Source organism: Maricaulis sp. (assembly GCF_039978735.1).
Taxonomy (GTDB): domain Bacteria; phylum Pseudomonadota; class Alphaproteobacteria; order Caulobacterales; family Maricaulaceae; genus Maricaulis.
Map to the genome: position 1 here is coordinate 1 of NZ_JBDWAS010000059.1, position 20,944 is coordinate 20,944.

General features: G+C 65.3%; 13 protein-coding genes and 1 tRNA gene. 6 read left to right on the top strand and 8 right to left on the bottom strand.

Annotation, left to right across the window (positions count from 1 at the left end; genetic code table 11):
- Positions 1–26: 26 nt before the first annotated feature.
- From ABJO18_RS17675 to ABJO18_RS17700, 6 genes are all read right to left on the bottom strand, one after another.
- Positions 27–2,606: a M14 family zinc carboxypeptidase gene (locus ABJO18_RS17675; protein WP_348507343.1), complete on the bottom strand. Its 2,580-nt coding sequence runs from the start codon at positions 2,604–2,606 to the stop codon at positions 27–29.
- Between the two features lie 154 nt (positions 2,607–2,760).
- A complete protein-coding gene (gene parE / locus ABJO18_RS17680; protein WP_348516043.1) occupies positions 2,761–4,782 on the bottom strand; it encodes a DNA topoisomerase IV subunit B in 2,022 nt (673 codons plus the stop codon).
- Positions 4,783–4,821: 39 nt separating this feature from the next.
- On the bottom strand, positions 4,822–5,427 hold the full coding sequence (locus tag ABJO18_RS17685) for a hypothetical protein (RefSeq protein ID WP_291885586.1): 606 nt from the start codon (positions 5,425–5,427) through the stop codon (positions 4,822–4,824).
- A 57-nt stretch (positions 5,428–5,484) separates the two neighbouring features.
- Positions 5,485–8,856 carry an autotransporter outer membrane beta-barrel domain-containing protein gene (locus ABJO18_RS17690; RefSeq protein ID WP_348516044.1) on the bottom strand — a complete coding sequence of 1,124 codons (3,372 nt, stop codon included), beginning with the start codon at positions 8,854–8,856 and terminating at the stop codon, positions 5,485–5,487.
- A 169-nt stretch (positions 8,857–9,025) separates the two neighbouring features.
- Positions 9,026–10,429 (bottom strand): type I glutamate--ammonia ligase, encoded by a 1,404-nt coding sequence (gene glnA, locus ABJO18_RS17695; RefSeq protein WP_348509110.1) that lies wholly within the window; start codon positions 10,427–10,429, stop codon positions 9,026–9,028.
- Positions 10,430–10,474: 45 nt separating this feature from the next.
- Positions 10,475–10,813: a P-II family nitrogen regulator gene (locus tag ABJO18_RS17700; protein ID WP_271186785.1), complete on the bottom strand. Its 339-nt coding sequence runs from the start codon at positions 10,811–10,813 to the stop codon at positions 10,475–10,477.
- Positions 10,814–10,943: 130 nt separating this feature from the next.
- On the opposite strand from ABJO18_RS17700, the gene ABJO18_RS17705 reads away from it, so the two are divergent.
- Both ABJO18_RS17705 and ABJO18_RS17710 read left to right on the top strand, forming a co-directional pair.
- Entirely contained in the window at positions 10,944–12,464 is a 1,521-nt protein-coding gene (locus tag ABJO18_RS17705; protein WP_348516045.1) for an NAD(P)H-hydrate dehydratase, read from the top strand.
- 76 nt (positions 12,465–12,540) lie between these two features.
- A complete protein-coding gene (locus ABJO18_RS17710) occupies positions 12,541–14,829 on the top strand; it encodes an NADP-dependent malic enzyme (RefSeq protein WP_348508367.1) in 2,289 nt (762 codons plus the stop codon).
- Positions 14,830–14,849: 20 nt separating this feature from the next.
- Here ABJO18_RS17710 and ABJO18_RS17715 read toward each other — a convergent pair whose 3' ends face one another.
- Entirely contained in the window at positions 14,850–15,818 is a 969-nt protein-coding gene (locus ABJO18_RS17715) for a calcium/sodium antiporter (protein ID WP_348508366.1), read from the bottom strand.
- A 282-nt stretch (positions 15,819–16,100) separates the two neighbouring features.
- On the opposite strand from ABJO18_RS17715, the gene ABJO18_RS17720 reads away from it, so the two are divergent.
- Together ABJO18_RS17720 and ABJO18_RS17725 are read left to right on the top strand one after the other, a co-directional pair.
- Positions 16,101–17,543: an MATE family efflux transporter gene (locus ABJO18_RS17720; RefSeq protein ID WP_348508365.1), complete on the top strand. Its 1,443-nt coding sequence runs from the start codon at positions 16,101–16,103 to the stop codon at positions 17,541–17,543.
- A gap of 223 nt (positions 17,544–17,766) precedes the next feature.
- A complete protein-coding gene (locus ABJO18_RS17725) occupies positions 17,767–18,141 on the top strand; it encodes a GreA/GreB family elongation factor (RefSeq protein WP_348508364.1) in 375 nt (124 codons plus the stop codon).
- A 15-nt stretch (positions 18,142–18,156) separates the two neighbouring features.
- On the opposite strand, the gene ABJO18_RS17730 is transcribed toward ABJO18_RS17725, so the two are convergent.
- The gene (locus ABJO18_RS17730) at positions 18,157–18,768 is read right to left on the bottom strand and encodes a methyltransferase domain-containing protein (protein WP_348516046.1); all 612 of its coding nucleotides are present in this window, start codon (positions 18,766–18,768) and stop codon (positions 18,157–18,159) included.
- 87 nt (positions 18,769–18,855) lie between these two features.
- Between ABJO18_RS17730 and ABJO18_RS17735 the strand changes: the two genes are divergently transcribed.
- Both ABJO18_RS17735 and tig read left to right on the top strand, forming a co-directional pair.
- Positions 18,856–18,940, top strand: a tRNA-Leu gene (locus tag ABJO18_RS17735).
- 424 nt (positions 18,941–19,364) lie between these two features.
- Positions 19,365–20,900, top strand: a complete 1,536-nt coding sequence (gene tig, locus ABJO18_RS17740) for a trigger factor (protein WP_348509456.1) — start codon at positions 19,365–19,367, stop codon at positions 20,898–20,900.
- Positions 20,901–20,944: the final 44 nt, after the last annotated feature.

Genomic DNA, 20,944 nt, shown 5'->3' on the forward strand with positions numbered 1-20,944 from the left:
CCCTCTTCATCAGATGCGCCTGGGATCTACTGATAGTCGCCGCGGGGGCGGTCGATCAGGCCGCCGAAGAAGATGGCGTTCAGGAACATCTTCTCGGAACCGCGGAAGGTGGCGCGGAAGTTGGGATTGTCGGCGAACAGGATCACCGAGCCGCGGCCCAGCCGGCGGGCGACGACGGCCGGCGTGCCGGCGATCTCGTCGAGACGCCGCTGCGAGGCATAGCCCGACAGCAGCGGGTCTTCCGGATATTCCACCACGACGGCAAACGGATCGTCCTCCGGACGCGCCAGGGTCAGCGTGGTGTTGCGGTGAAGCGGGACGAAGCGGTCGGTATAGCCAAAGCCGATCGGATGGCTGGTATCCAGATCGCCGGCAAAGATCGCACCGCCGATGACATGTTCCGCATCGTCCACCGGCATGGCGGAATAATTGCGGCGGGCCAGCGGCTCGTCGCTGCCGTTCTCATCCTCCTCATCCTCGACGTCGAAGAAGGTGCGCTCGGCCATGCGGGCGGCCTGGCGGGTGGCGATGATCACGCCGCCATCCTCGCGCACCCATTGCTCGACCCGTTCGCGGGCGCTGGAGGGCAGGCTGGTATTGCCGCCGCCGACGATCACCATGTGGGTATAGCGCGACCAGTCGAGGCCGGAGAGGTCGTTCTTGCGGCGCAGGGTCACCGGAATATGCATGCGGTGATCCAGCTGGTGCCAGACCTCGCCGGCATCATAGGTGGCCAGGCCATCCTCGATCAGGACCAGGACTTCGGGGCGTTCCACGGCACGGAAGCCGCTGCTGTCGCCGATATCAGGCGTGCCCGAGGCGGTGGAGCCGGAGGTCACGGCATAGACGGCCACACCGTCCTCGGCCGCGATATCGCGGACCATGGCGTGGATCGCGTCGCGATCCGTGTCCTGGCCGACCAGCGGCACGAAGACACTGCCCGGACCGAAATCGATCCGGCCCTCGCTGGTCGAGATGGTCGCCGGTTCGGTGGCGACGCGCACGCGGATGTCGGCGTCCAGCAGGCGGTAGAGCGCCCGCGGGGCGTAGTAGTCCGACCAGCGCAGGACATAGCCGTAGGAGGAGACCGGCGGGGCCGGCTGCACGACGGGTTCGGCGGTCACTTCATCGCCGAGGATGGCAGCGTTGAAGCTGCGGCCGACGGCGGCATAGTCCAGATCATAGGCCAGCGGCAGGGTCCAGCCGGACACATCGTAGAAGATGTTTTCCTCGAACTCGGTGACCCGGTCGAACATCGAGCGGATCATCGTGTATTGCGGCTGGGCCAGTTCGACGACATACGCCTCGCCGGCGCGCCAGGTCCGGCCGTCGACGGTGACGTCGCGGGCCAGCGCGTTGACGCGGATATCGTGACGTTCCAAGAGGTCGACAAACAGCCCCGCCCGCACCGGATCGCCCTCGGCCGAGAAGACAAAGGCCCGGTCGGCATCATTGCGGCCGGCCTGCAGGGAGTTGGCAAAAAACTCGCGCTGATAGTCCGCGATCTCGCGATGCTGGGCGAGGGCACCGGAGACGGTCGTCAGCGAGGTGCGGAAATGGGTGCGCACATTGTCGGCATGGCTGACTAGGCCCCGATCGCTCTCGATCAGGCCGCCGCGGGCCGCGCCGATCTCGAACAGGATGCCCAGTGAGCCATTGACCTGCGGATAGGTCGAGCCCTTGCCGACATAGAAATTGTCGAAGCCTTCCTCGGAGGTGTAGAGGCGCGCCTCGCTGTCCAGGAAGGCGATGTGATGCTGGGCGATGCCCTGGGTCAGTTCGCGCGCCTGTTCCGGGATCAGCGGGTTGCGGCGGCGTGGCTCACCGGGGTGGAAGTAGAAGGTGCTCTCGGTGCCCATCTCGTGGAAATCGGCCGACACCATCGGCTTCCAGCGGTGCCACTGGGTCAGCCAGGCCTGGCTTTCCGGCTGGGTCTGCAGCAGCCATTGGCGGTTGAGGTCGAACCAGTAGTGATTGGTCCGCGCCGAGGTCCACAGATTATGCTGTTCGTGATCGGGATCGGTGACCGGCACGGTCGCGCCATAGGTCTCGACATGGTTCACCCGGCGCGAATGGCCGTCCGGATTGAAGATGGCGGTGATCAGGATGACGCTCTCGCGCAGGTCCGCCTCGACTTCCAGGCCTTCGGCAGCCGCATAATGGTAGAGCGTCGGGATCGCTGCATCCATGCCGGCCGATTCGGCACCGTGGACGCCGTAATTGAGCCAGATCACCGCCGGCGCGTCCGGATCGGCTTCGGCGCCGGGCGCGAGGCTGGCGAGATGGGCCTCGCGGATCTCCTCGATCCGGGCGTGGTTCTCCGGCGAGGTCACCGTGAAGAACAGGATCGGCCGGCCCTCGTGGGAATAGCCGATCGTCTCGACCGTGATCCGGTCGGAGGTTTCGGCAAGCTGTGTCAGGTAGGCGACCATCTGGTCGTGGCGGACCGGGCGGTCACCGACGCCAAAGCCGAGCACATCTTCGGGCGCCGGAACGCTCTCGTCATACGGCGTCGCGTCCAGCTGGTAGAATTCGATCGGTTCAGCCTGGGCAGACGCGGCGGTAAGTGCCGCCAATGCGCCGGCCAGAGCGGTCAGTCGAGCCATGATATCCCCTCATCATCGTGTTTGAGAGGAAAGCTAGCGCTCCGGCCGCACAACGCCAATGCCCATGACAGCAGTTGCTCGGAGCGACCGGGGAGGGACGAGAGCGTGATCCGGTGAAGTGGAAACCGGTCACCGGTTCGATCACGCGACCGCTCTAGAGATCCAGCTCGGATTCGTCGACGAAGGCGGCATTGTCCTGGATGAATTTGAAGCGGGCTTCCGGCTTCTTGCCCATCAGGGTTTCCACCAGCGCTTCCAGGGTCGGCAGCTCGTCGGCATCGATCACCACCCGGGCCAGCGTGCGCTTGTCCGGATCCATGGTGGTTTCCTTGAGCTGGGACGGTGTCATCTCGCCCAGACCCTTGAAGCGGCCGATCTCGACCTTGGCGTTCGGCTTGAACTCGTCGGCCATGATCTGGTCGCGATGCGCATCGTCGCGGGCATAGAGGGTGCGGCTGCCCTGTGTCATCCGGTAGAGCGGCGGCTGGGCCAGGAAAAGCCGTCCGGAATGAATGAGTTCCGGCATGGAACGGTAGAAGAAGGTGATCAGGAGGGCCGCGATATGGGCGCCGTCGACATCGGCGTCGGTCATGATCACAACGCGCTCATAGCGCAGATCGTCCAGCTGGAAGCGGCTGCCCGTCTGACAGCCCAGCGCCTGCAGGAGATCGGAGATTTCCTGGTTGGCGGCGATCTTGTCGGCGGTGGCCGAGGCGACGTTCAGGATCTTGCCGCGCAGGGGCAGGATGGCCTGGGTCTGGCGCGAGCGGGCCTGTTTGGCAGAGCCGCCGGCCGAGTCGCCCTCGACGATGAAGAGCTCGGTACCGTCAGCACCGGAACGCGAACAATCGGCCAGCTTGCCCGGCAGGCGCAGGCGGCGTGAGGCGGTCTGGCGCTTGACGTTCTTTTCCTTGCGGCGGCGCATCCGGTCGTCGGCGCGCTCGATGACAAACTCGACGAGTTTCGCCGCTTCCTTGGGCGAACCGGCCAGCCAGTGATCGAACTGGTCGCGCACGGCCGTCTCGACCAGCTTGGCCGCCTCGGGCGTCGCCAGGCGCTCCTTGGTCTGGCCCTGGAATTCCGGATCACCGATGAAGACGGAAACCAGCGCACCGGCCCCGCCCAGCACGTCTTCCGGCGTGATGTTCGCCGCTTTCTTGGCGTGGGTGTGTTCGGCATAGGCGCGTACACCCTTGGTCAGTGCCGCGCGCAGGCCCTGTTCGTGCGTGCCGCCCTGGGGCGTAGGCACGGTGTTGCAGTAGGACTGGCAGAAACCGTCGGCCTCGCTGCCATAGCCATTGCCCGACCAGGTGACAGCCCATTCCACGCCGCCGGCACCATCCTCGCGCTCGACCTTGCCGGAGAAGGTCTCCGTCGTGATCAGCGCGCTCTTGGCCGCCATCTCGGTCATCCGGTCGGCCAGGCCGCCCGGGAAGCACAGGATGTCGTCGGCCGGTGTTTCCGTGCCCTCGACGAGTAAGGGCGCGCAGCGCCACTGGATCTTCACGCCGCGGCGCAGGAAGGCCTTGGAGCGGGCCATGGCATAGACGCGCGCCGGCTTGACCCGCATCTTGTCGCCGAAAATCTCCGGATCGGGCCGGAAGCGGATCTTGGTGCCGCGGCGATTGGGGGCGGGGCCGACCTTCTCGATCGGGCCCAGCGGCAGGCCGCGCGAATAGGACTGGCGCCACAGCGTCTTCTCGCGGGCGACCTCTATCTCCATCGCTTCCGACAGGGCGTTGACCACGGAGATACCCACGCCGTGCAGACCGCCGGAGGTCTTGTAGGCGCTGTCGGAGAACTTGCCGCCGGCGTGCAGCACGGTCAGCACGACTTCCAGCGCGGACTTGTCGGGATATTTCGGGTGCGGATCGACGGGGATGCCGCGGCCATTATCGGTCACGGTGATGAAACCGTCCTCGTCGACCACGACCTCGATCCGGTCGGCCCAGCCCGCCACGGCCTCGTCCATCGAGTTGTCGAGGATTTCCGCGAACAGATGGTGGAAGGCGCGTTCATCGGTGCCGCCGATATACATGCCCGGCCGGCGGCGCACGGCCTCCAGACCTTCAAGAACCTCGATATGGGCGGCCGAATATCCCGGCGCCGGCGCTTTTTCCGGTGTCGGGGCGGGGGCCCCGCCGAACAGGTCGTGGTGCGAGTTCTGCGAAGACATGGGCCCAGCATGCACCAGGCGCAGCGATTCGGGTATTTTTCAGAGCAGCCAGAACCGGCCGCGCGACAGGCGGCGTTCGCAGCGATCGATCTGGGCCTGATAGCTGGCGGCATCGCGCGCCACGCTGTTGGCCGCATTCATCAGCCAGCCCTTGGAGCGGTAGGTGCCGCGATTATAGCCGCCATGACCCTCGTGATAGGTCAGGTAGAGCTCGCGTGCCTGGTGCGGCTGGACGCCGGACAGCTGGCGGCTCTTGGACGAATACCAGCCGATAAAATCCACAGCATCCTCGAAATCGTCGCGATCGGCGCCGCGGCGGCCCGTGTCGCGGCGATACCAGTCCCAGGTGCCGTCGAGCGCCTGGGCATAGCCATAGGCGCTGGACGGGCGGCTGGTCGGGATGATGCCGAGCAGACGGTTGCGGGCCGGGCGGGCATGGGCGTTGAAGCTGGACTCGCGGCGCAGGATCGCCATCTGCACGCCCGGCGGTATGCCCCAGCGCTGTTCTGTGCGCTGCAGGGCGCGCCACCAGGCGCGATTGTCCTCCAGGATCAGGCAGGCATCGGTGACCTGGTCCGGCGGACGGTGTCCGCAGGCGGAAAGGCCCACGAGGGCGCACAAAAGAAGAAGGCTCGCACGCATCATGCGCGCGAGCCTCGCTCATTGTGGTTAACCGGCGGTTGCCGGAAGACGTTTCTGGGATCAGAAGACCATGCGCATCACGAGACGGGCCGTGTGACGGATGAAGTCGTCACGCACATCGGCGTCGTAGTCGAGCGAGAAGGTCGAATAACCCGAACCGGCGCTGACACCGAAGCCGAACAGCAGGCCGGAGCCCGGCAGCTGTTGCGAGCGCAGGATGAAGGTGTCGTCGTAATCGGCGAAGCGCGCTTCGGTTTCCAGAATGTCGTTGGAAAACTCGCTGCGATAGCCCAGACGCACCACCGGCGACCACCAGCGGCTGGAATTCTCGTACAGCGCGCCCATCGTCAGCACGGCCGAGCCGGAGAAGCTCGTCGAGTCCCGGTCGGCGATTGACAGGTCGACGCCGATGCCGCCGCCGGTCTCGGTATAGCCTTCCTCGAAGAGGTGCAGGTAATCGACCGAGAGCGCCGGGCGGGCATAATAGCGGCCGCCGAACTCGAAATCGCGCGAGACACGGGCCGAGCCGGTGATGTGATAGCCGGTCCACTCGGCCGACGGGCTGGCGTCGAACTCGCCGATCACGACGCGGCGATTGTGTTCGAAACTGTCGAAGCCTGCGCCGCCATAGATGTCGAAATTGACACCGGACATGCGCGACCCGGCATAGACGCCGAGCTGACCGGTCAGAGCAGTCATCGGGTCGTCGACACCCTCGACTTCCGACACTTCGCTGGCCGCACCGACGAAATTCACGCCGACGGCGTAGAAGGGACCCACGGGGCGGTCGAAACCGACGGCGACGCCGAGACCCTGGCCGCGATAACCCGGACCGAAGGCCGTGCCGGCGCGGTCGGCGAAATAGCCGAATTCCTGCACCCAGAGCCCGCCTGTGTCTTCCGGGCTGCGGCGCACGGCTTCCAGCCGGTTGGCCAGTGCGCCGATCGCGCTATCATTGCTTGCCATCGCAAACTGGATGGCGCTGGCAGCGTATTCCGGCAGCAGCTGGTCGTAGGCGTCGAAGAAGGCGTTCTGGTTTGTCAGCGACGCAATCGCCGCGCCCAGCGCGCCGTTCTCGGCCCAGCTCTCGAAGGCGCTGGCATAGGCGGCAGCCTGATTGGCGTTCATGCCCAGCGCGTCCGCGTCCTTACGCTCAAGTGTGAGGACGATGACATTATCGTCGTCAGCGGACCGCTCCAGGCTGGTATTGTAGAGATAGGGCGAGGGGGAGTCGTTCAGCGTCGCCAGGTCTTCCTCGATGGTCAGCGATCCGGCCCGGACGAGTTCGAACGTGCCGCCGCCGCCGATCAGGTTGGACAGCGATACCGACAGACGCGAACCGGTCTCGAAGGTGATGTTTCCGGACGAGACGATGCGGCGGACGTCATTGTTTTCAGCATCCACCTGCAGCATCAGGACCGAGCCGTCGCCGAAGCGCGCGTCGGAAATCTCCAGATCGCCGCTTTCCACGAGTTCCAGCGTCGCGAAATCGAGTGCGATGGAGAGATTGCCGTCGGAGTCCGATATCGCGCTGGTGATGTATGGCAGCGCCGCCCAGATTTCCTCGTCGGTCATCGGGTCGACAATGCCTTCCTCGATAAGGCGCAGGATTTCGGCGTGGACCGTCGAACCGTCGACGACCAGCGCATCCTGACCGTCACCGAAGGAAATCGCGCCATTGATGCGTCCGGCCTCGACCGTCAGCGTATCGTCGCCCGTGCCGAACAGGACATCGCCGATCATGTAGATGCGATAGTCCAGCACAGTCGGTTCAGCGGTGTTGTCGTCCCCGTCGTCCGGTATGGGCTGCCAGTGCTGGCGAAAGGCTACACCGGTCGTATTGCTGGACACGTCCAGCGCGACGGTTTGGTAGTCGGGGTTGTCATCGGGTTCGACAAGATCACCGTTCTCGTCGAGGTAATTGATGCGCGGCGTGTGATTGGCGGCAATGCGCCCTGTATTCTCGATCGTCCGAAGCGTGCCGGAACGGTCGATAATGGCGTAGCCGCTGCCGCCGCCGCCGCCGGTTGCGATAATCTGGCCGGAGTTGACGAGCTCTTCAAGCACGGCATCGTCTTCGATGACGATTGCAAATGCGCTGCCGAACGCTGTTGCGTCAGCCGTGTTTTGCGATGTCGCGCTGATCGTTCCCTGATTGGTGAAAATCGGGAGAAGTGCGCCATCGTCCAGATGCACAGAGACCGTCGTCGCAGCGATCGTGTCGGAATAGGAAATTGTGCTGAATGTGCCGGTATTCAGGAAGCCATGGGTAAGCTCAGCGGTAAAATAGGAGCCATTTCCGTCATCCGCGCCACCGATCCACAAGCCCGTAGATGATGTGTCATTGAGATCCGAGGTTGCCGAGACCGTGCCGCGGTTTACGAAGGAATAGCCGAGCGGGGTCTCCGGCAGGCTCTCATCCTCGTCTTCGGTGCTGTCATCATCCTCGACAGCCGGCTGAATGGCCTCTCCGATAGTGAGGTTGTCTGCGGAGGCAAAAATCTTCAGGGCGGGCGCTTCACCACGCATTGAAATCGTGGCGGTTCGCGAAACGCGATTATCCTCTGTCGGTGCGTCGATCAGAATCCCGTTCGCAATGCTGGACTGGATCAGAATGGCGGGGCCTGCCTGGAAACGGTCGTCATCGTCCAGCGTCGCCAGATATTCGTCATTATTGGTGTAGGCAGCAAACCGGTACCCGGTGGTCACCACAGACCCATTGAGATAGAAGCCGCCGCCGATATCGCCGCCAATCGAAATCGCGGTCGTGTCTTCACCGCGTGCAGTGACGCTGCCTGCGAGCGCCAGATCGCCGGATACACTGTCCTGGATGTCCACTGCGACAGACCGGTCGCCGATTATGGATACGGGCCCTTCCAGGCGAATCTCGCCGTCTATGCTCGTCAGGACGCGCAGGCCAGCCGAGTCATTGCCACGCACAATGATGGAGCCCGTGGCGTCCATGTAGATGTCGCCGACGAACGCGCCGTCGCCATCGACCAGAACGCCGATCCGGTTGCCGCCGATCGCCGACGGTCCGTCGAGATCGCTGAACCCGGCGTCCTCGTCTTCGCCATTGTCGACCGGGTCGCTTTCGGACTCTACCGTGATCGGACCGCTGATCGTCAGATTGCCCGTATTGCCGCCGACGACGTGCACGCCGATCCCGCCATCATCGTCGCTGACCACATTGATCGCGCCGTCAACGGTGACGTCATTGCTGCTGTCCAGCGTGACGGCCGTGCCCGGCGTGGAAAGCGTCACCCGGCCGCTCGACGTAATCACGATATTGTCGGCACCGCCGCCGGAGCCGGCTGTGGATGTCGCGATCGGCGTCGTGATCTCTTCGCTGATCTGGCGATCGGCGAGGGCGGACGGGGCGGCGACGGTCAGCGTGGCGATAGCGCTGGCAAACATGAGACGGCGACGCATGCGAACTCCTGACGAGACTTCCCGAGACAAGCACAGGGCGAATGGAAAGCGATTTGTAGCGAATGGATTGCGCCGCGTCGACCTCGCCGGACGCCGGGATGCAGACAGAAAAACGGCCGGGCGATAACCCGGCCGTTTTCAGTTCTCTTTCAACTGCGCGGCGCAAGGCCTAGCAGGAGTAGTACATGTCGAACTCGACCGGGTGCGGATGCATCTCGTAACGCAGCACTTCTTCCATCTTCAGGTCGATATAGGCGTCGATCTGGTCGTCATCCATCACGCCGCCCTTCTTGAGGAAGGCACGGTCGGCGTCGAGCGATTCGAGGGCTTCACGCAGCGAGCGGCAGACGGTCGGGATGTCCTTGAGCTCTTCCGGCGGCAGGTCGTAGAGGTCCTTGTCCATCGGATCGCCCGGATGGATCTTGTTCTCGATACCGTCCAGACCGGCCATCAGCAGGGCGGCAAAGGTTAGGTACGGATTGCCGGCCGGATCCGGGAAACGGGTTTCCAGGCGCTTGGCTTTCGGCGAGGAGACCCACGGAATACGGATCGATGCGGAGCGGTTGCGGGCCGAATAGGCCAGCAGGACCGGCGCTTCGAAGCCCGGCACCAGACGCTTGTAGGAGTTCGTCGAGGCGTTGGCGAAGGCGTTGATCGCGCGGGCGTGCTTGATGATGCCGCCGATATAGTGGAGGCAGGTCTCCGACAGGTCGGCATAGCGGTCGCCGGCGAACAGCGGATTGCCGTCCTTCCAGATCGACTGGTGCACGTGCATGCCGGTGCCGTTGTCGTTCCAGATCGGCTTGGGCATGAAGGTCGCGGTCTTGCCATAGGCATGGGCGACCATGTGCACGGTGTACTTATACAGCTGCATGCGGTCGGCCATCGTCGTCATCGACGAGAACTTCATGCCCAGCTCGTGCTGCGACGGCGCCACCTCGTGGTGATGCTTTTCCGGCTCGCAGCCCAGTTCCTCGAGAACCGCCAGCATCTCGGTGCGCATGTCCTGGCCGCTATCGATCGGGTTGACCGGGAAATAGCCGCCCTTGGGACCCGGACGGTGCCCCATGTTTCCGCCTTCGAAGTCGCCGCCGGAATTCCAGGGGCCTTCCTCGCTGTCGACCCTGTAGCCGGTTTCTTCCTGGGAGGTTTTCCAGCGTACATCGTCGAACACGAAGAATTCGGCTTCCGGGCCGAAATAGGCGGTGTCGCCGATGCCGCTTGCCTTCAGGAAGGCTTCGGCCTTCTTGGCGGTCGTGCGCGGGTCGCGATTATAGCTCTCGCCCGTGCCCGGCTCGAGAATGTCGCACAAAAGGACCAGGGTCGGCTGCTGATAGAACGGGTCCATGTGCGCCATCGAGGTGTCCGGCTTGAGCACCATGTCGGACTCGTTGATGGCCTTCCAGCCGGCGATCGAGGAACCGTCGAACATCACGCCGTCCTCGAAGAAGTCCTCATTGACCTGGGACCGGTCGAAGGTGACGTGCTGCAGCTTGCCGCGCGGATCGGTGAAGCGAAGATCGACGTATTTGATGTCTTCGTCTTTGAGTTTCTTCAGGATTTCGTCTGACATGACGGGGCTCCGGATAGTGGGGTCGCTGGGAAAGGGGTGAGGTGATCAGAGCGCGTCGCGGCCGGTCTCGCCGGTCCGGATGCGGATGACGCTTTCGATCGGGCTGACAAAGATCTTGCCGTCGCCGATCCGGCCCGTCTGGGCCGCATTCTGGATCGCCTCGATCGCCGCATCGACGCGGTCGGCGGGCAGAACGAGTTCGATCTTGATCTTGGGCAGGAAGTCGACGACGTACTCGGCGCCGCGATAGAGTTCCGTATGCCCTTTTTGCCGGCCAAACCCCTTGGCCTCGATAACGGTCAGGCCCTGGACGCCGATTTCCTGCAGCGCCTCCTTCACGTCGTCGAGCTTGAAAGGTTTGATGATGGCTTCGATTTTCTTCATCACGGACTCCATGATCTTGTCGCGACGCTAGAGACGGGCAGAAAGCTGACAAGCTTCAATCCGTTCCCGCGATCAGCCAAACCGGGAAATGCCTCACAATCGGGCACGCATGCCACACAATGGAGCGACCATGCACGATGACATCCTGAACACCAAGGACTGTGGTGTCTGCGATCGCCATGCGGCGGAAAACGGCGTGTCCGGTGAAAGCCTTATGGCACGGGCCGGTGCGGCCGTGGCGCAGGCGATTCGTGAGCGCTGGGCGCCGCGTGAAACGGTGGTGCTGTGCGGTCCGGGCAATAATGGCGGTGATGGTTTCATCTGCGCCGCAGCCCTGCGCGAGGCGGGCTGGCCGGTGCGCGTCTGCCTGATGGGCGGGCAGGACAAGCTCAAGGGTGACGCAGCCTGGGCGGCGGGTGTCTGGCACGAGACGCCGGAACGGGCCGCGCCGGCCGTTTTCGACCGGGCAGACCTCATCGTGGATGCTCTTTTCGGCGCCGGTCTCAACCGTCCGCCCGAAGGCGAGGCGGCCGAACTGATTTCAGCGATCGCGCACCGGAATGTCCCTGTGGTCGCCATCGACCTGCCGTCCGGCGTGTCCGGCGACCGGGCGCAGGCTGACGGCGCTGTCGCGGCGGCGGGGCTGACCGTCACCTTCCACCGGCGCAAGCCCGCCCATATTCTCGAACCCGCGGCCAGCCTGTGCGGCGAGATCGTGCTGACCGATATCGGTATCCCCGCCAGCTGGCGGGACGCCGTCCAGCCATGCGCCCGGGAAAACGGGCCGCAGCTCTGGTTCGCCGGCCTGCCGGCCGCCCGCACCGGCGATCACAAGCATGCCCGCGGCCGGCTGGCCGTCTTCTCCGGCGGGGCGTCCTCGACCGGGGCCGCGCGCCTGGCGGCGCGGGCCGGGCTGCGCGCCGGGGCCGGCCTCGTCACCCTGGCCAGCCCGCCCTCTGCCCTGATGGTCAATGCTTCGGCCTCGACGGCCGTGATGGTGCGGCGCTGGGCCGATCCGGCCGCGACCGACGCCTTGCTTGAGGATTTGCGCGCCGATGCCGCTGTGCTGGGACCGGCCATGGGCGTGGGCGAGGGCACGCGTGAAGCGGTTGTCTCCGCTGCGCGGACAGACGCGGCCCTCGTTCTGGACGCCGATGCCCTGACCAGTTTCGAGGCGGCGCCGGAGGAATTGTTCGCCGTGCTGCGGCCCGGCGATGTGCTGACGCCTCACCCGGGCGAGTTCCGGCGGCTGTTTCCCGATATCGCCGCGCGGGAGGATATGAACCGGATCGAAGCGGCCGCGATGGCAGCCGGGCGGGCCGGATGCTGTGTGCTTCTGAAAGGGCCGGACACGGTGATCGCGGCGCCGGGGCATCTGCCCGTGGTCAACCGCCATGCCTCGCCGGCCCTGGCGACCGCAGGCAGCGGCGATGTTCTGGCCGGGCTGATCGGCGGTCTGGCCGCGCAGGGTGTCGGCGGATTTGACGCCGCCTGTGCCGCCGCCTGGCTGCATGGCGATTGCGGTCTGAGACTGGGAACAGGCCTGATCGCGGAAGACCTGGCGGAAATCCTGCCGGAACGGCTCGGGACGCTGCACCGCACCATGCAGCGGCAGCGTGCGCTGGGCCATCTCATCGCGCATAAGAGCTAGGCGTCGCCGGGGCTTGGCTCCGGCCGCGGCCCGGTTCATGTTCGCCCTTCATCTTCCACCGACGAGTCTTCACACCATGGCTTCCGAATCCACCGTCCGTCCCGACCAGCAGCTCGATGCCGATGCCCTGGACTTCCACATGAATCCTGTGCCGGGCAAGCTGGGGGTGGCGCCGACCAAGCCGATGGCGACCCAGCGCGATCTGGCGCTGGCCTATTCGCCGGGTGTGGCGGCACCGGTCCGGGCGATCGCGGCGGATCCGGAAACGGTCTACGACTACACGTCCAAGGGCAATATGGTCGCCGTCGTCTCGAACGGCACGGCGATCCTGGGCCTGGGCAATCTTGGCGCGGCCGCCTCGAAACCGGTGATGGAAGGCAAGGCGGTGCTGTTCAAGCGCTTTGCCGATATCGACGCCGTGGATGTCGAGGTCGACTATACCGATCCCGACCAGTTCATCGAATGCGTGCGGGGGTTCGGCAATACGTTCGGCGGCATCAATCTGGAAGATATCAAGGCGCCGGAATGCTTCGAGATCGAGCGGCGCCTGCGCGCGGCACTGGATATCCCGGTCTTCCATGACGACCAGCACGGCACCGCCATTATCGCCGCTGCGGGCCTGATCAATGCGTGCGACCTGACCGGCAAGAAGTTTGAGGATCTCAAGGTCGTGCTGTGCGGGGCCGGTGCGGCCGGCCTCTCGGTGCTCGAACTGATCGAGTCCATGGGCGTGCAGTCGCAGAACACCACCGTCGTGGATATCGATGGCGTCGTCTACAAGGGCCGCCCCGGCGGTCACGAGCGGCTGATGAAGCACGCCGTGGAGACCGGCAAGCGCACGCTGGCGGAAGCGGCCGAAGGCGCCGATGTCCTGCTGGGCCTGTCTGCGGCCGGCGTGTTTACCAAGGAGATCGTCGCCTCCCTGGCGCCGGATCCGATCATCTTCGCGATGGCCAATCCGACACCCGAGATCACGCCGGAAGAGGTCAAGCAGGTGCGCGATGACGTGATCATCGCCACCGGCCGGTCGGACTATCCCAACCAGGTCAATAACGTCTTGGGCTTTCCCTATATCTTCCGCGGTGCGCTGGATGTGCGCGCGCGCACGATCAATGAAGAGATGAAGATCGCGGCGGCCAAGGCGCTGGCCGCGCTGGCGCGCGAGGATGTGCCGGACGAGGTGGCCAAGGCCTACAAGGTCGACCGCCTGCAATACGGGCGCGACTACATCATCCCGACACCGTTCGATCCGCGTCTCATCGCCTGGGTGCCGCCCTTCGTGGCCCAGGCCGCGATCGATACGGGTGTCGCCCGCCGTCCGATCGAGCATGCCGACACCTACAAGCAGGTGCTGGCGCGCCGTCTCGATCCGACCGCCGCGCTGCAGCAGCGCATCTCCGCCTCGATCCGGGCCGAGCAGAAAACCATCGTCTTCGCCGAAGGCGAGGAGCCGGCCGTGATCCGCGCTGCCCACGCTTTCCAGACCCAGGGTCTGGGCAAGGCGATCCTGGTGGCGCGCGAGAATGTCGTGGCCGAGAACATGAAGGAGCTGGGCATTCCGGCCGGCTCGCTGGAAGTGTGCAATGCCCGCCTGTCCGAGCACAATTCGGAATATGCCGATTATCTCTACGAGCGCCTGCAGCGTCAGGGTTATCTGCGCCGCGACGTTCAGCGCCGGGTCAATAACGACCGCAATGTCTTTTCCGCCTGCATGCTGAAAATGGGTCATGCCGACGGCATGGTCACCGGCGTCACGCGCCACTCGAACGTGGTGATGAATGATGTCGAACTGGTGCTCGATCCGGTCGCCGGCAGCCGCACGGTCGGTGTGACGGCGGCGGTGACCCGCGGCCGGACACTGATTGTCGGCGATGTCTCGGTGACGGAGTTTCCCGATGCCGAAGCCCTGGCCGAGATCGCCATCGCCACGGCCAATGCCGCCAAACGCCTGGGCCTGACGCCGCATCTCGCCTTCCTGTCCTATTCCTCCTTCGGCAATCCGCCGGGCGAGCGCTCGACCAAGATCCAGCATGCGGTCAGCCTGCTGGACGAACAGGGTGTCGACTTTGAGTATGAAGGCGAGATGGCGGCCGATGTCGCGCTCGATCCCGACCACCACCAGCTCTATCCCTTCTCGCGCCTGACCCAGCCGGCCAATGTGCTGATCATGCCGGCCGTACACTCGGCCTCCATCGCCGTGCGCCTGCTCAAGGCGGCCGGCGGGGCGACGGTGATCGGTCCGATGCTGGTCGGTCTGGAAAAGCCGGTCCAGATCGCGCGTCTGGGCGCCTCGGTCAGCGATATCGTCAACCTCGCCGGCATCGCCGCCTACGACCTGAACCAGCCGGCCGCCGCGGCCAAATAGGCATCCGGCCTGAGCTTTGCTCAGCCCGCGATGCCGCCCGTGGTGAATTGCCAGGCGAGATAGGTGGTATAGGCGGCCAGCATGGCGATGCCGACACCGCGGCCGATCCGTTTTGTCGCCACCAGCAGCAGCACGACCAGTACGGACACGCCCAGCATCAGGGGCACGTCGAGGACGCGGAATTGCGGTCCGACCGGGATCGGCGTCACCAGGGCGGTGATGCCCAGTATGGCGAGGATGTTGAAAATGTTCGAGCCGATCACATTGCCCAGCACCACATCGGAATGACGCTTCCAGGCGGCCACGATCGAGGTCGCCAGCTCGGGCAGGGACGTGCCGATCGCCACCAGGGTCAGCCCGATCACCGCATCCGACACGCCGAAGGTCCGCGCGATCGAGACGGCGCCGCGCACCAGCAGGTCGGCGCCCAGCATCAGGGCGAGAATCCCGCCGATCACGAAGGCCGCCGCGATCCAGACCGACTGTGTCGCAACGCCTTCGAACTCTTCGGTCTCGTGCTCGTGCTGGCGCGAGGGACGGCCGCGCCGCTCCAGCCAGTAGGAGACAGCCAGATAGGCCAGGAGTGCCGCGAAAAGACCCGCGCCCTCGATCAGGCCGATGACATTGCCGAAAGTCAGTCCGAACAGGGCCAGCGCGGCGACACTCATCACCACCGCATCGCGCATCGCTGTGCGCTGCCAGCCGGCGATGGGGGTGATCACGGCAGCGACGCCGAGGATCAGGAGCACATTGGCGATATTCGAGCCGACGACATTGCCCAGCGCGATGTCCGGTGCGCCGCCCAGCGCCGCATTCACCGATACGAGGAGTTCGGGCGTCGAGGTGCCGAAGGCGACCACGGTCAGGCCGATCAGGAGTTTGGACAGGCCCAGCTTTTCGGCGACGGCGACACTGCCGCGGACCAGGCCTTCCCCGCCCATGAAGAGCAGGACGAAGCCAGCGACGATGAAACCGGTATCCTGGAGCATCGGGAGCATCCCTGTCAGCGGGGCGGGGGAATCCGGGGCGGGCCGGACACCCGGTTTCTTCGCATGACGGGCCGGACAGGCAAGGGGGATTGCGCTGTGCCCGCCCGGCAGAAGGGAGGGATTGGCGGCGTTTCCAATCCCCCTTGACGCGTGGCAGGCCGGGCTCGCAGCGCCGGGCCTCAACGCTCATCGCGATGTTTTCACACCAATTTGACCGCCACGGGCTGCAGACAGGGGCGGGACTTCCTATCTATGCTCGGCGGCGAACAGGAGGGGTACGCCATGGCCGGACGGTCTGCACACGACATGACGCAAGGTCCGGTCTTCGGGCATGTCGTCCGGATGATGATGCCGATGAGTTTCGGCATTCTCGCCATGATGCTGGTCGGCATTGTCGATACCTACTGGGTCGGCACGCTGGGTACGGCCCAGCAGGCGGCCGTGCAGATGAGCTTTCCCGTCACCATGCTGGTGATGAGCGTGTCGATCGGTCTGGGCGCCGGTGCCGTCTCGGCCGTCTCGCGGGCGGCGGGGCGCAAGGACGGATCCTCCATTTCGCGCATTTCCACCGATGCCATGACGCTGGCGCTGCTGCTGGTCGGCGGGGTGTCGCTGATCGGCATGCTGACCGTCGAGGACATTTTCCGGGCGCTGGGCGCCAGCGACACCATGCTGCCGCACGTGGTCGACTATATGCGGGTCTGGTTCGGCGGCATCGTGCTGATCGTCGGCCCGATGGTGGCCGGCAATATCCTGCGCGCGCTGGGCAATGCGGTAATCCCCTCGGTGATGATGATGGCCGCCGCGGCGATCAATCTCGTGCTCGACCCGATCTTCATCCTCGACGATGTCTTCGGTCTCTTCCCCGGCCTGGGCTGGGGCGTGTCCGGCGCGGCGCTGGCGACCGTCGCGGCGAATGCCTGCACCTTCCTGATGGTGCTCTGGTATCTGGTCTTCCGCGAGAAACTGCTCGACTTCAAATGGGAAGATTTCGGCGAGGTCTGGCATCACTGGTCCGACATTGCCCGCGTCGGCATCCCGGCCTGTATCTCCAACATCTTCAATCCCGTCGCGATGACCGTCGCCATGTCGGGCCTGGCCATGGCGCGTTTCGGCGATGCCGCGGTCGGCGGTCTGGGCGTGGCGGGACGTCTGGAAGCCTTCGCCATCGTGCCGCTGTTCGCCCTGTCGGCCTGTATCGGTGCGGTGACCGGCCAGAATGGCGGCGCCGAACGGACCGACCGTGTGCGCGAAGCCTTCCGCACCTCCTTCCTCTTTGCCCTGGCCTGGGGTCTGGGCGTGGCGGCGGTGCTGTGGATCTTCGCCGATGTGCTGGCCGCGATCTTCCTGCCGTCCGAAGCCGGGCAGGCGGCCGCGGTGACCTATTGGCGCATCGCCTCGCTGACCATTGCCGGTTACGGCATCACGATTGCCGGCAGTGCCGGTTTCAACGGTCTGGGCCGGCCCAGCTATGGCATGATGATCACGGCCGGCCGGGCGCTGGGCCTGATGGTGCCCTTCGTCCTGCTCGGAAGCTTCCTCGTCAACGCACCGGTCGGCGTGATCGGCGGCATCGCCGCGGCGAATGTCCTGTCCGGCCTTGCGACAGCCCTCTTCGTGATGACCCGCGCCCCGATGACCGCCAAGCACGGCAAGGCGCGCAAGCGCAAACCGGCAGAGGCAGGCGCTGTGACAGAGGATGCCGCCCCGGCCGGATCCGATTGACACTCTGTCAGCCCGGGCAGATCATCACGGCATGACGAACCGTATCTACCAGCGCGGCCTGAGCCGCCACGATTGGGGCCTGCTGCTCGCAAGCCACTAGCCCCGGACCCTGCCGGTAATGGCCGGGCGCCGGGGATCGATACCGTTCCGTCTTCCAGTTGAATTTCACCGCAGACCGCCGGCGAAGCGCCGCAGCGGATGCGATCGCCTTTCGAGAAATGACATGTCACACCAACCTGCCATCTACATCACTGCTGCCGATTATGACTGCCTGTCCGACATCGTGCCCCATCACGAGATTGCCGGAACCGGCTCTGCGCTTCTGAGCCACGAGCTCGACCGCGCCAATGTCGTCGGCGCCGCTTCGCGCCGGCGCTTCGTGCGTCTCGGCTCGACGCTGACCTATGAGGACGAGAAGACTGGCCGCCAGCGCGAGGTACGCCTCGTCCTGCCGCGCGAAGCGGATATCGACCGGGGCCTGGTCTCGGTCCTTTCGCCGGTCGGCGCCGCGCTGATCGGCCTGCCGGTCGGACCGGTCTTCCGGTGGCAGGACCGGGAAGGCCGCACGCACGGCGTGCGGGTTCTGGCCATCGCCTGACGGCGCAGCCCCGCGCTACCGCCTTACCAGCACTCCGCCCAGTTCCGGCTTGCCGCTCAGCGAGGGATGGGGCCAGGCGGTGAAGGCGTTGTCGTCCGGCCATGCCCAGCGTTCGGCGGGAAACAGCGCATGCATCGCCTCGAGCGAACAGCCATAGGGCGGTCCGCCGCGCTCGGCCTTCTGCATGAAGAGGGCGAGCAGGCGGGCGCCGGGCTTCAGCCAGGCGTGGACCGCACGCTCATAGTCCGCGCGCAGGCGGGGCGGGATGGCGCACAGGAAGGTCTGCTCATAGACCAGATCGGCCGGCGTTTCGGGGCGCCATTGCGTCAGGTCGGCCTCGACCAGGCTGGCGTCCAGCCCGGCGGCGTCCAACTGCTCGCGCTGCCAGGCGAGGGCGGTCGGGGCGACATCGCCGGCGGTGACGTGCAGACCGGCTTGGGCAAAGGCCACGACTTCGGGCGCCCGGCCGCAGCCGGGCACGATCACGCTGAGACCCGGCGCCAGCACACCCTCGGCGAGCCAGTGCGAAGCCGCCGGATGCAGCTGGCGGCGCTCCCACGGCGTATCGCCGTCGCGGAAACGCGTCTCCCAGTCGAAAGGGGTGCGGTCTTCGGAAATCCCTGACATGCCGCGATATAGAACCGCCGCAGCCCGCCCGGCAATGGCCGCTTGCCTAGCCGCGCCGCCCCGTGCCAAGAGATCGCCACCAGACGTGCGGATGTGGCGGAACTGGTAGACGCGCTGGATTTAGGTTCCAGTGCCGCAAGGCGTGGAGGTTCGAGTCCTCTCATCCGCACCATTCGGAACCGGTCTGCCGGAGGCAGAAAAATCGATCCAGTGAATCGATTTTAGGCGGAGAATGCCCCGGCAGGGGCCTTCGCCCTGCGGGCTTCGGGTGGCGAGCCACCCGCAGCGCGTACCCGGGGCGAAGCGGTGCCCCGCCGAAGCCTTGGCGAAGGAGGGCTGTCGAGGGCAGGCAAGCCTCCAATCTATCCTTGAGCGTCGGCTGTCTCGCCGAAGCCTTGGCGGAGGCGGACTGCTGCCCTCACGCGCCACACCCGCCCGATCCTCCAGCCCCCGCATGCGAACAGGCTGCATTCGCCTCATCTGCACCCGTCAACCGCTGCCCGGCGTTGCACAGCGCGAATCCCCGTGACATAACGCGCGCTCGATTTTGCACGCGCATGTCTGCGCACCCTTACTTAGAACACCAAGGCCAACCCATGAACGTCACCGAGAAATCTTCCGAAGGCTTGAGCCGCACTTTCGAGATCGTCTTCCCGGCCGACGATCTGCAAGCTCGCCTCGCAGCGAAGATCGAAGAGATCCGTCCGGAAGTCCGCCTGAAGGGCTTCCGCCCGGGCAAGGTTCCCACGAGCCACATCCGCAAGATGTTCGGCGAGTCGATCATGGGCGATCTGCTGAACGAGCTGGTCCCGCAGACCACGCAGAAGACGCTCGACGAGAAGAATATCCGCCCGGCCACCCAGCCGGACATCAAGGTCACCAGCGAGGCGCAGGACGTGCTCGCCGGCAAGGCCGACTTCTCCTTCGAGATCTCGCTGGAAGTGATGCCGGAATTCGAACCGGCCGACCCGTCCAAGCTGAAGGTCGCGCGCCCGGTCGCCGAGGTCGATGAGGCCGAGGTCGACGAGGCGCTGCAGAAGCTGGCCGAGGAAAACCGCGAATTCTCCGCCAAGAAGGGCGGCAAGAACGCCAAGGCGGAAGAGGGCGATGTCGTCGTCATCGACTTCGTCGGCAAGCTGGATGGCGAGCCCTTCGAGGGCGGTTCCGCCGAAGATGCCCGCGTGGCCATCGGCGACGGTGCCTTCATTCCGGGCTTCGAGGAACAGCTGGTCGGTGCCAAGCCGGGCGAAGAGCGCGTTCTGAAAGTGACCTTCCCGGCGCAGTACCAGGCCGCCCATCTGGCCGGCAAGGACGCCGAGTTCGACGTCACCGTGAAGTCGGTGGAAGCACCGGGTGAAGCCAAGGTCGACGATGAACTGGCCAAGCGCCTGGGTCTCGACGGTCTGGACGGCCTGAAGGACGCGCTGAAGAAGCGCTTCGCCCAGGAGCACGCCCAGCAGTCGCGCATGAAGGTGAAGCGGGCCCTGCTCGACCAGCTCGATGCCGCGCACAGCTTCGATCTGCCGCCGCAGATGGTGGATGCCGAGTTCGACAATATCTGGCGCGAAGTCCAGCACGCCATCGAGCACGACCACCTCGAGGAAGAAGACAAGGGCAAGTCGGAAGACGAGCTGAAGGCCGAGTATCGTGGCATTGCCGAGCGCCGTGTGCGCCTGGGCCTGGTGCTCGCCGAGATCGGCCGCCGCAACAATGTCGACGTGACCCAGGAAGAACTCTCCCGCGCGATCAACCAGGAAGCCGTGCGCTATCCGGGTCAGGAGCGCCAGGTTGTCGAGTTCTACCAGAAGAACCCGCAGGCGATCGCCCAGCTGCGCGCGCCGATCTATGAGGAAAAGGTCGTCGACTACATCCTCGAGCTCGCCGACGTCTCCGAGGTGACCGTGTCCAAGGACGCGCTCTACGCCGAGGAAGACGAAGCGCCGGCTCCGGCCAAGAAGAAGGCTGCGCCGAAGAAGAAGGCCGCTGCCAAAAAGGACGACGACAAGCCGGCCGCGAAGAAGGCTCCGGCCAAGAAAGCGGCAGCCAAGGACGGCGACAAGGCCGAGGCCAAGAAGCCGGCGGCCAAGAAAGCCGCACCGAAGAAAAAGGCTGCGGCCAAGAAGGACGCCTGATCACCGGGCTCTTTCGCACACGATCAGCGCCGGGGTCCCCGGGC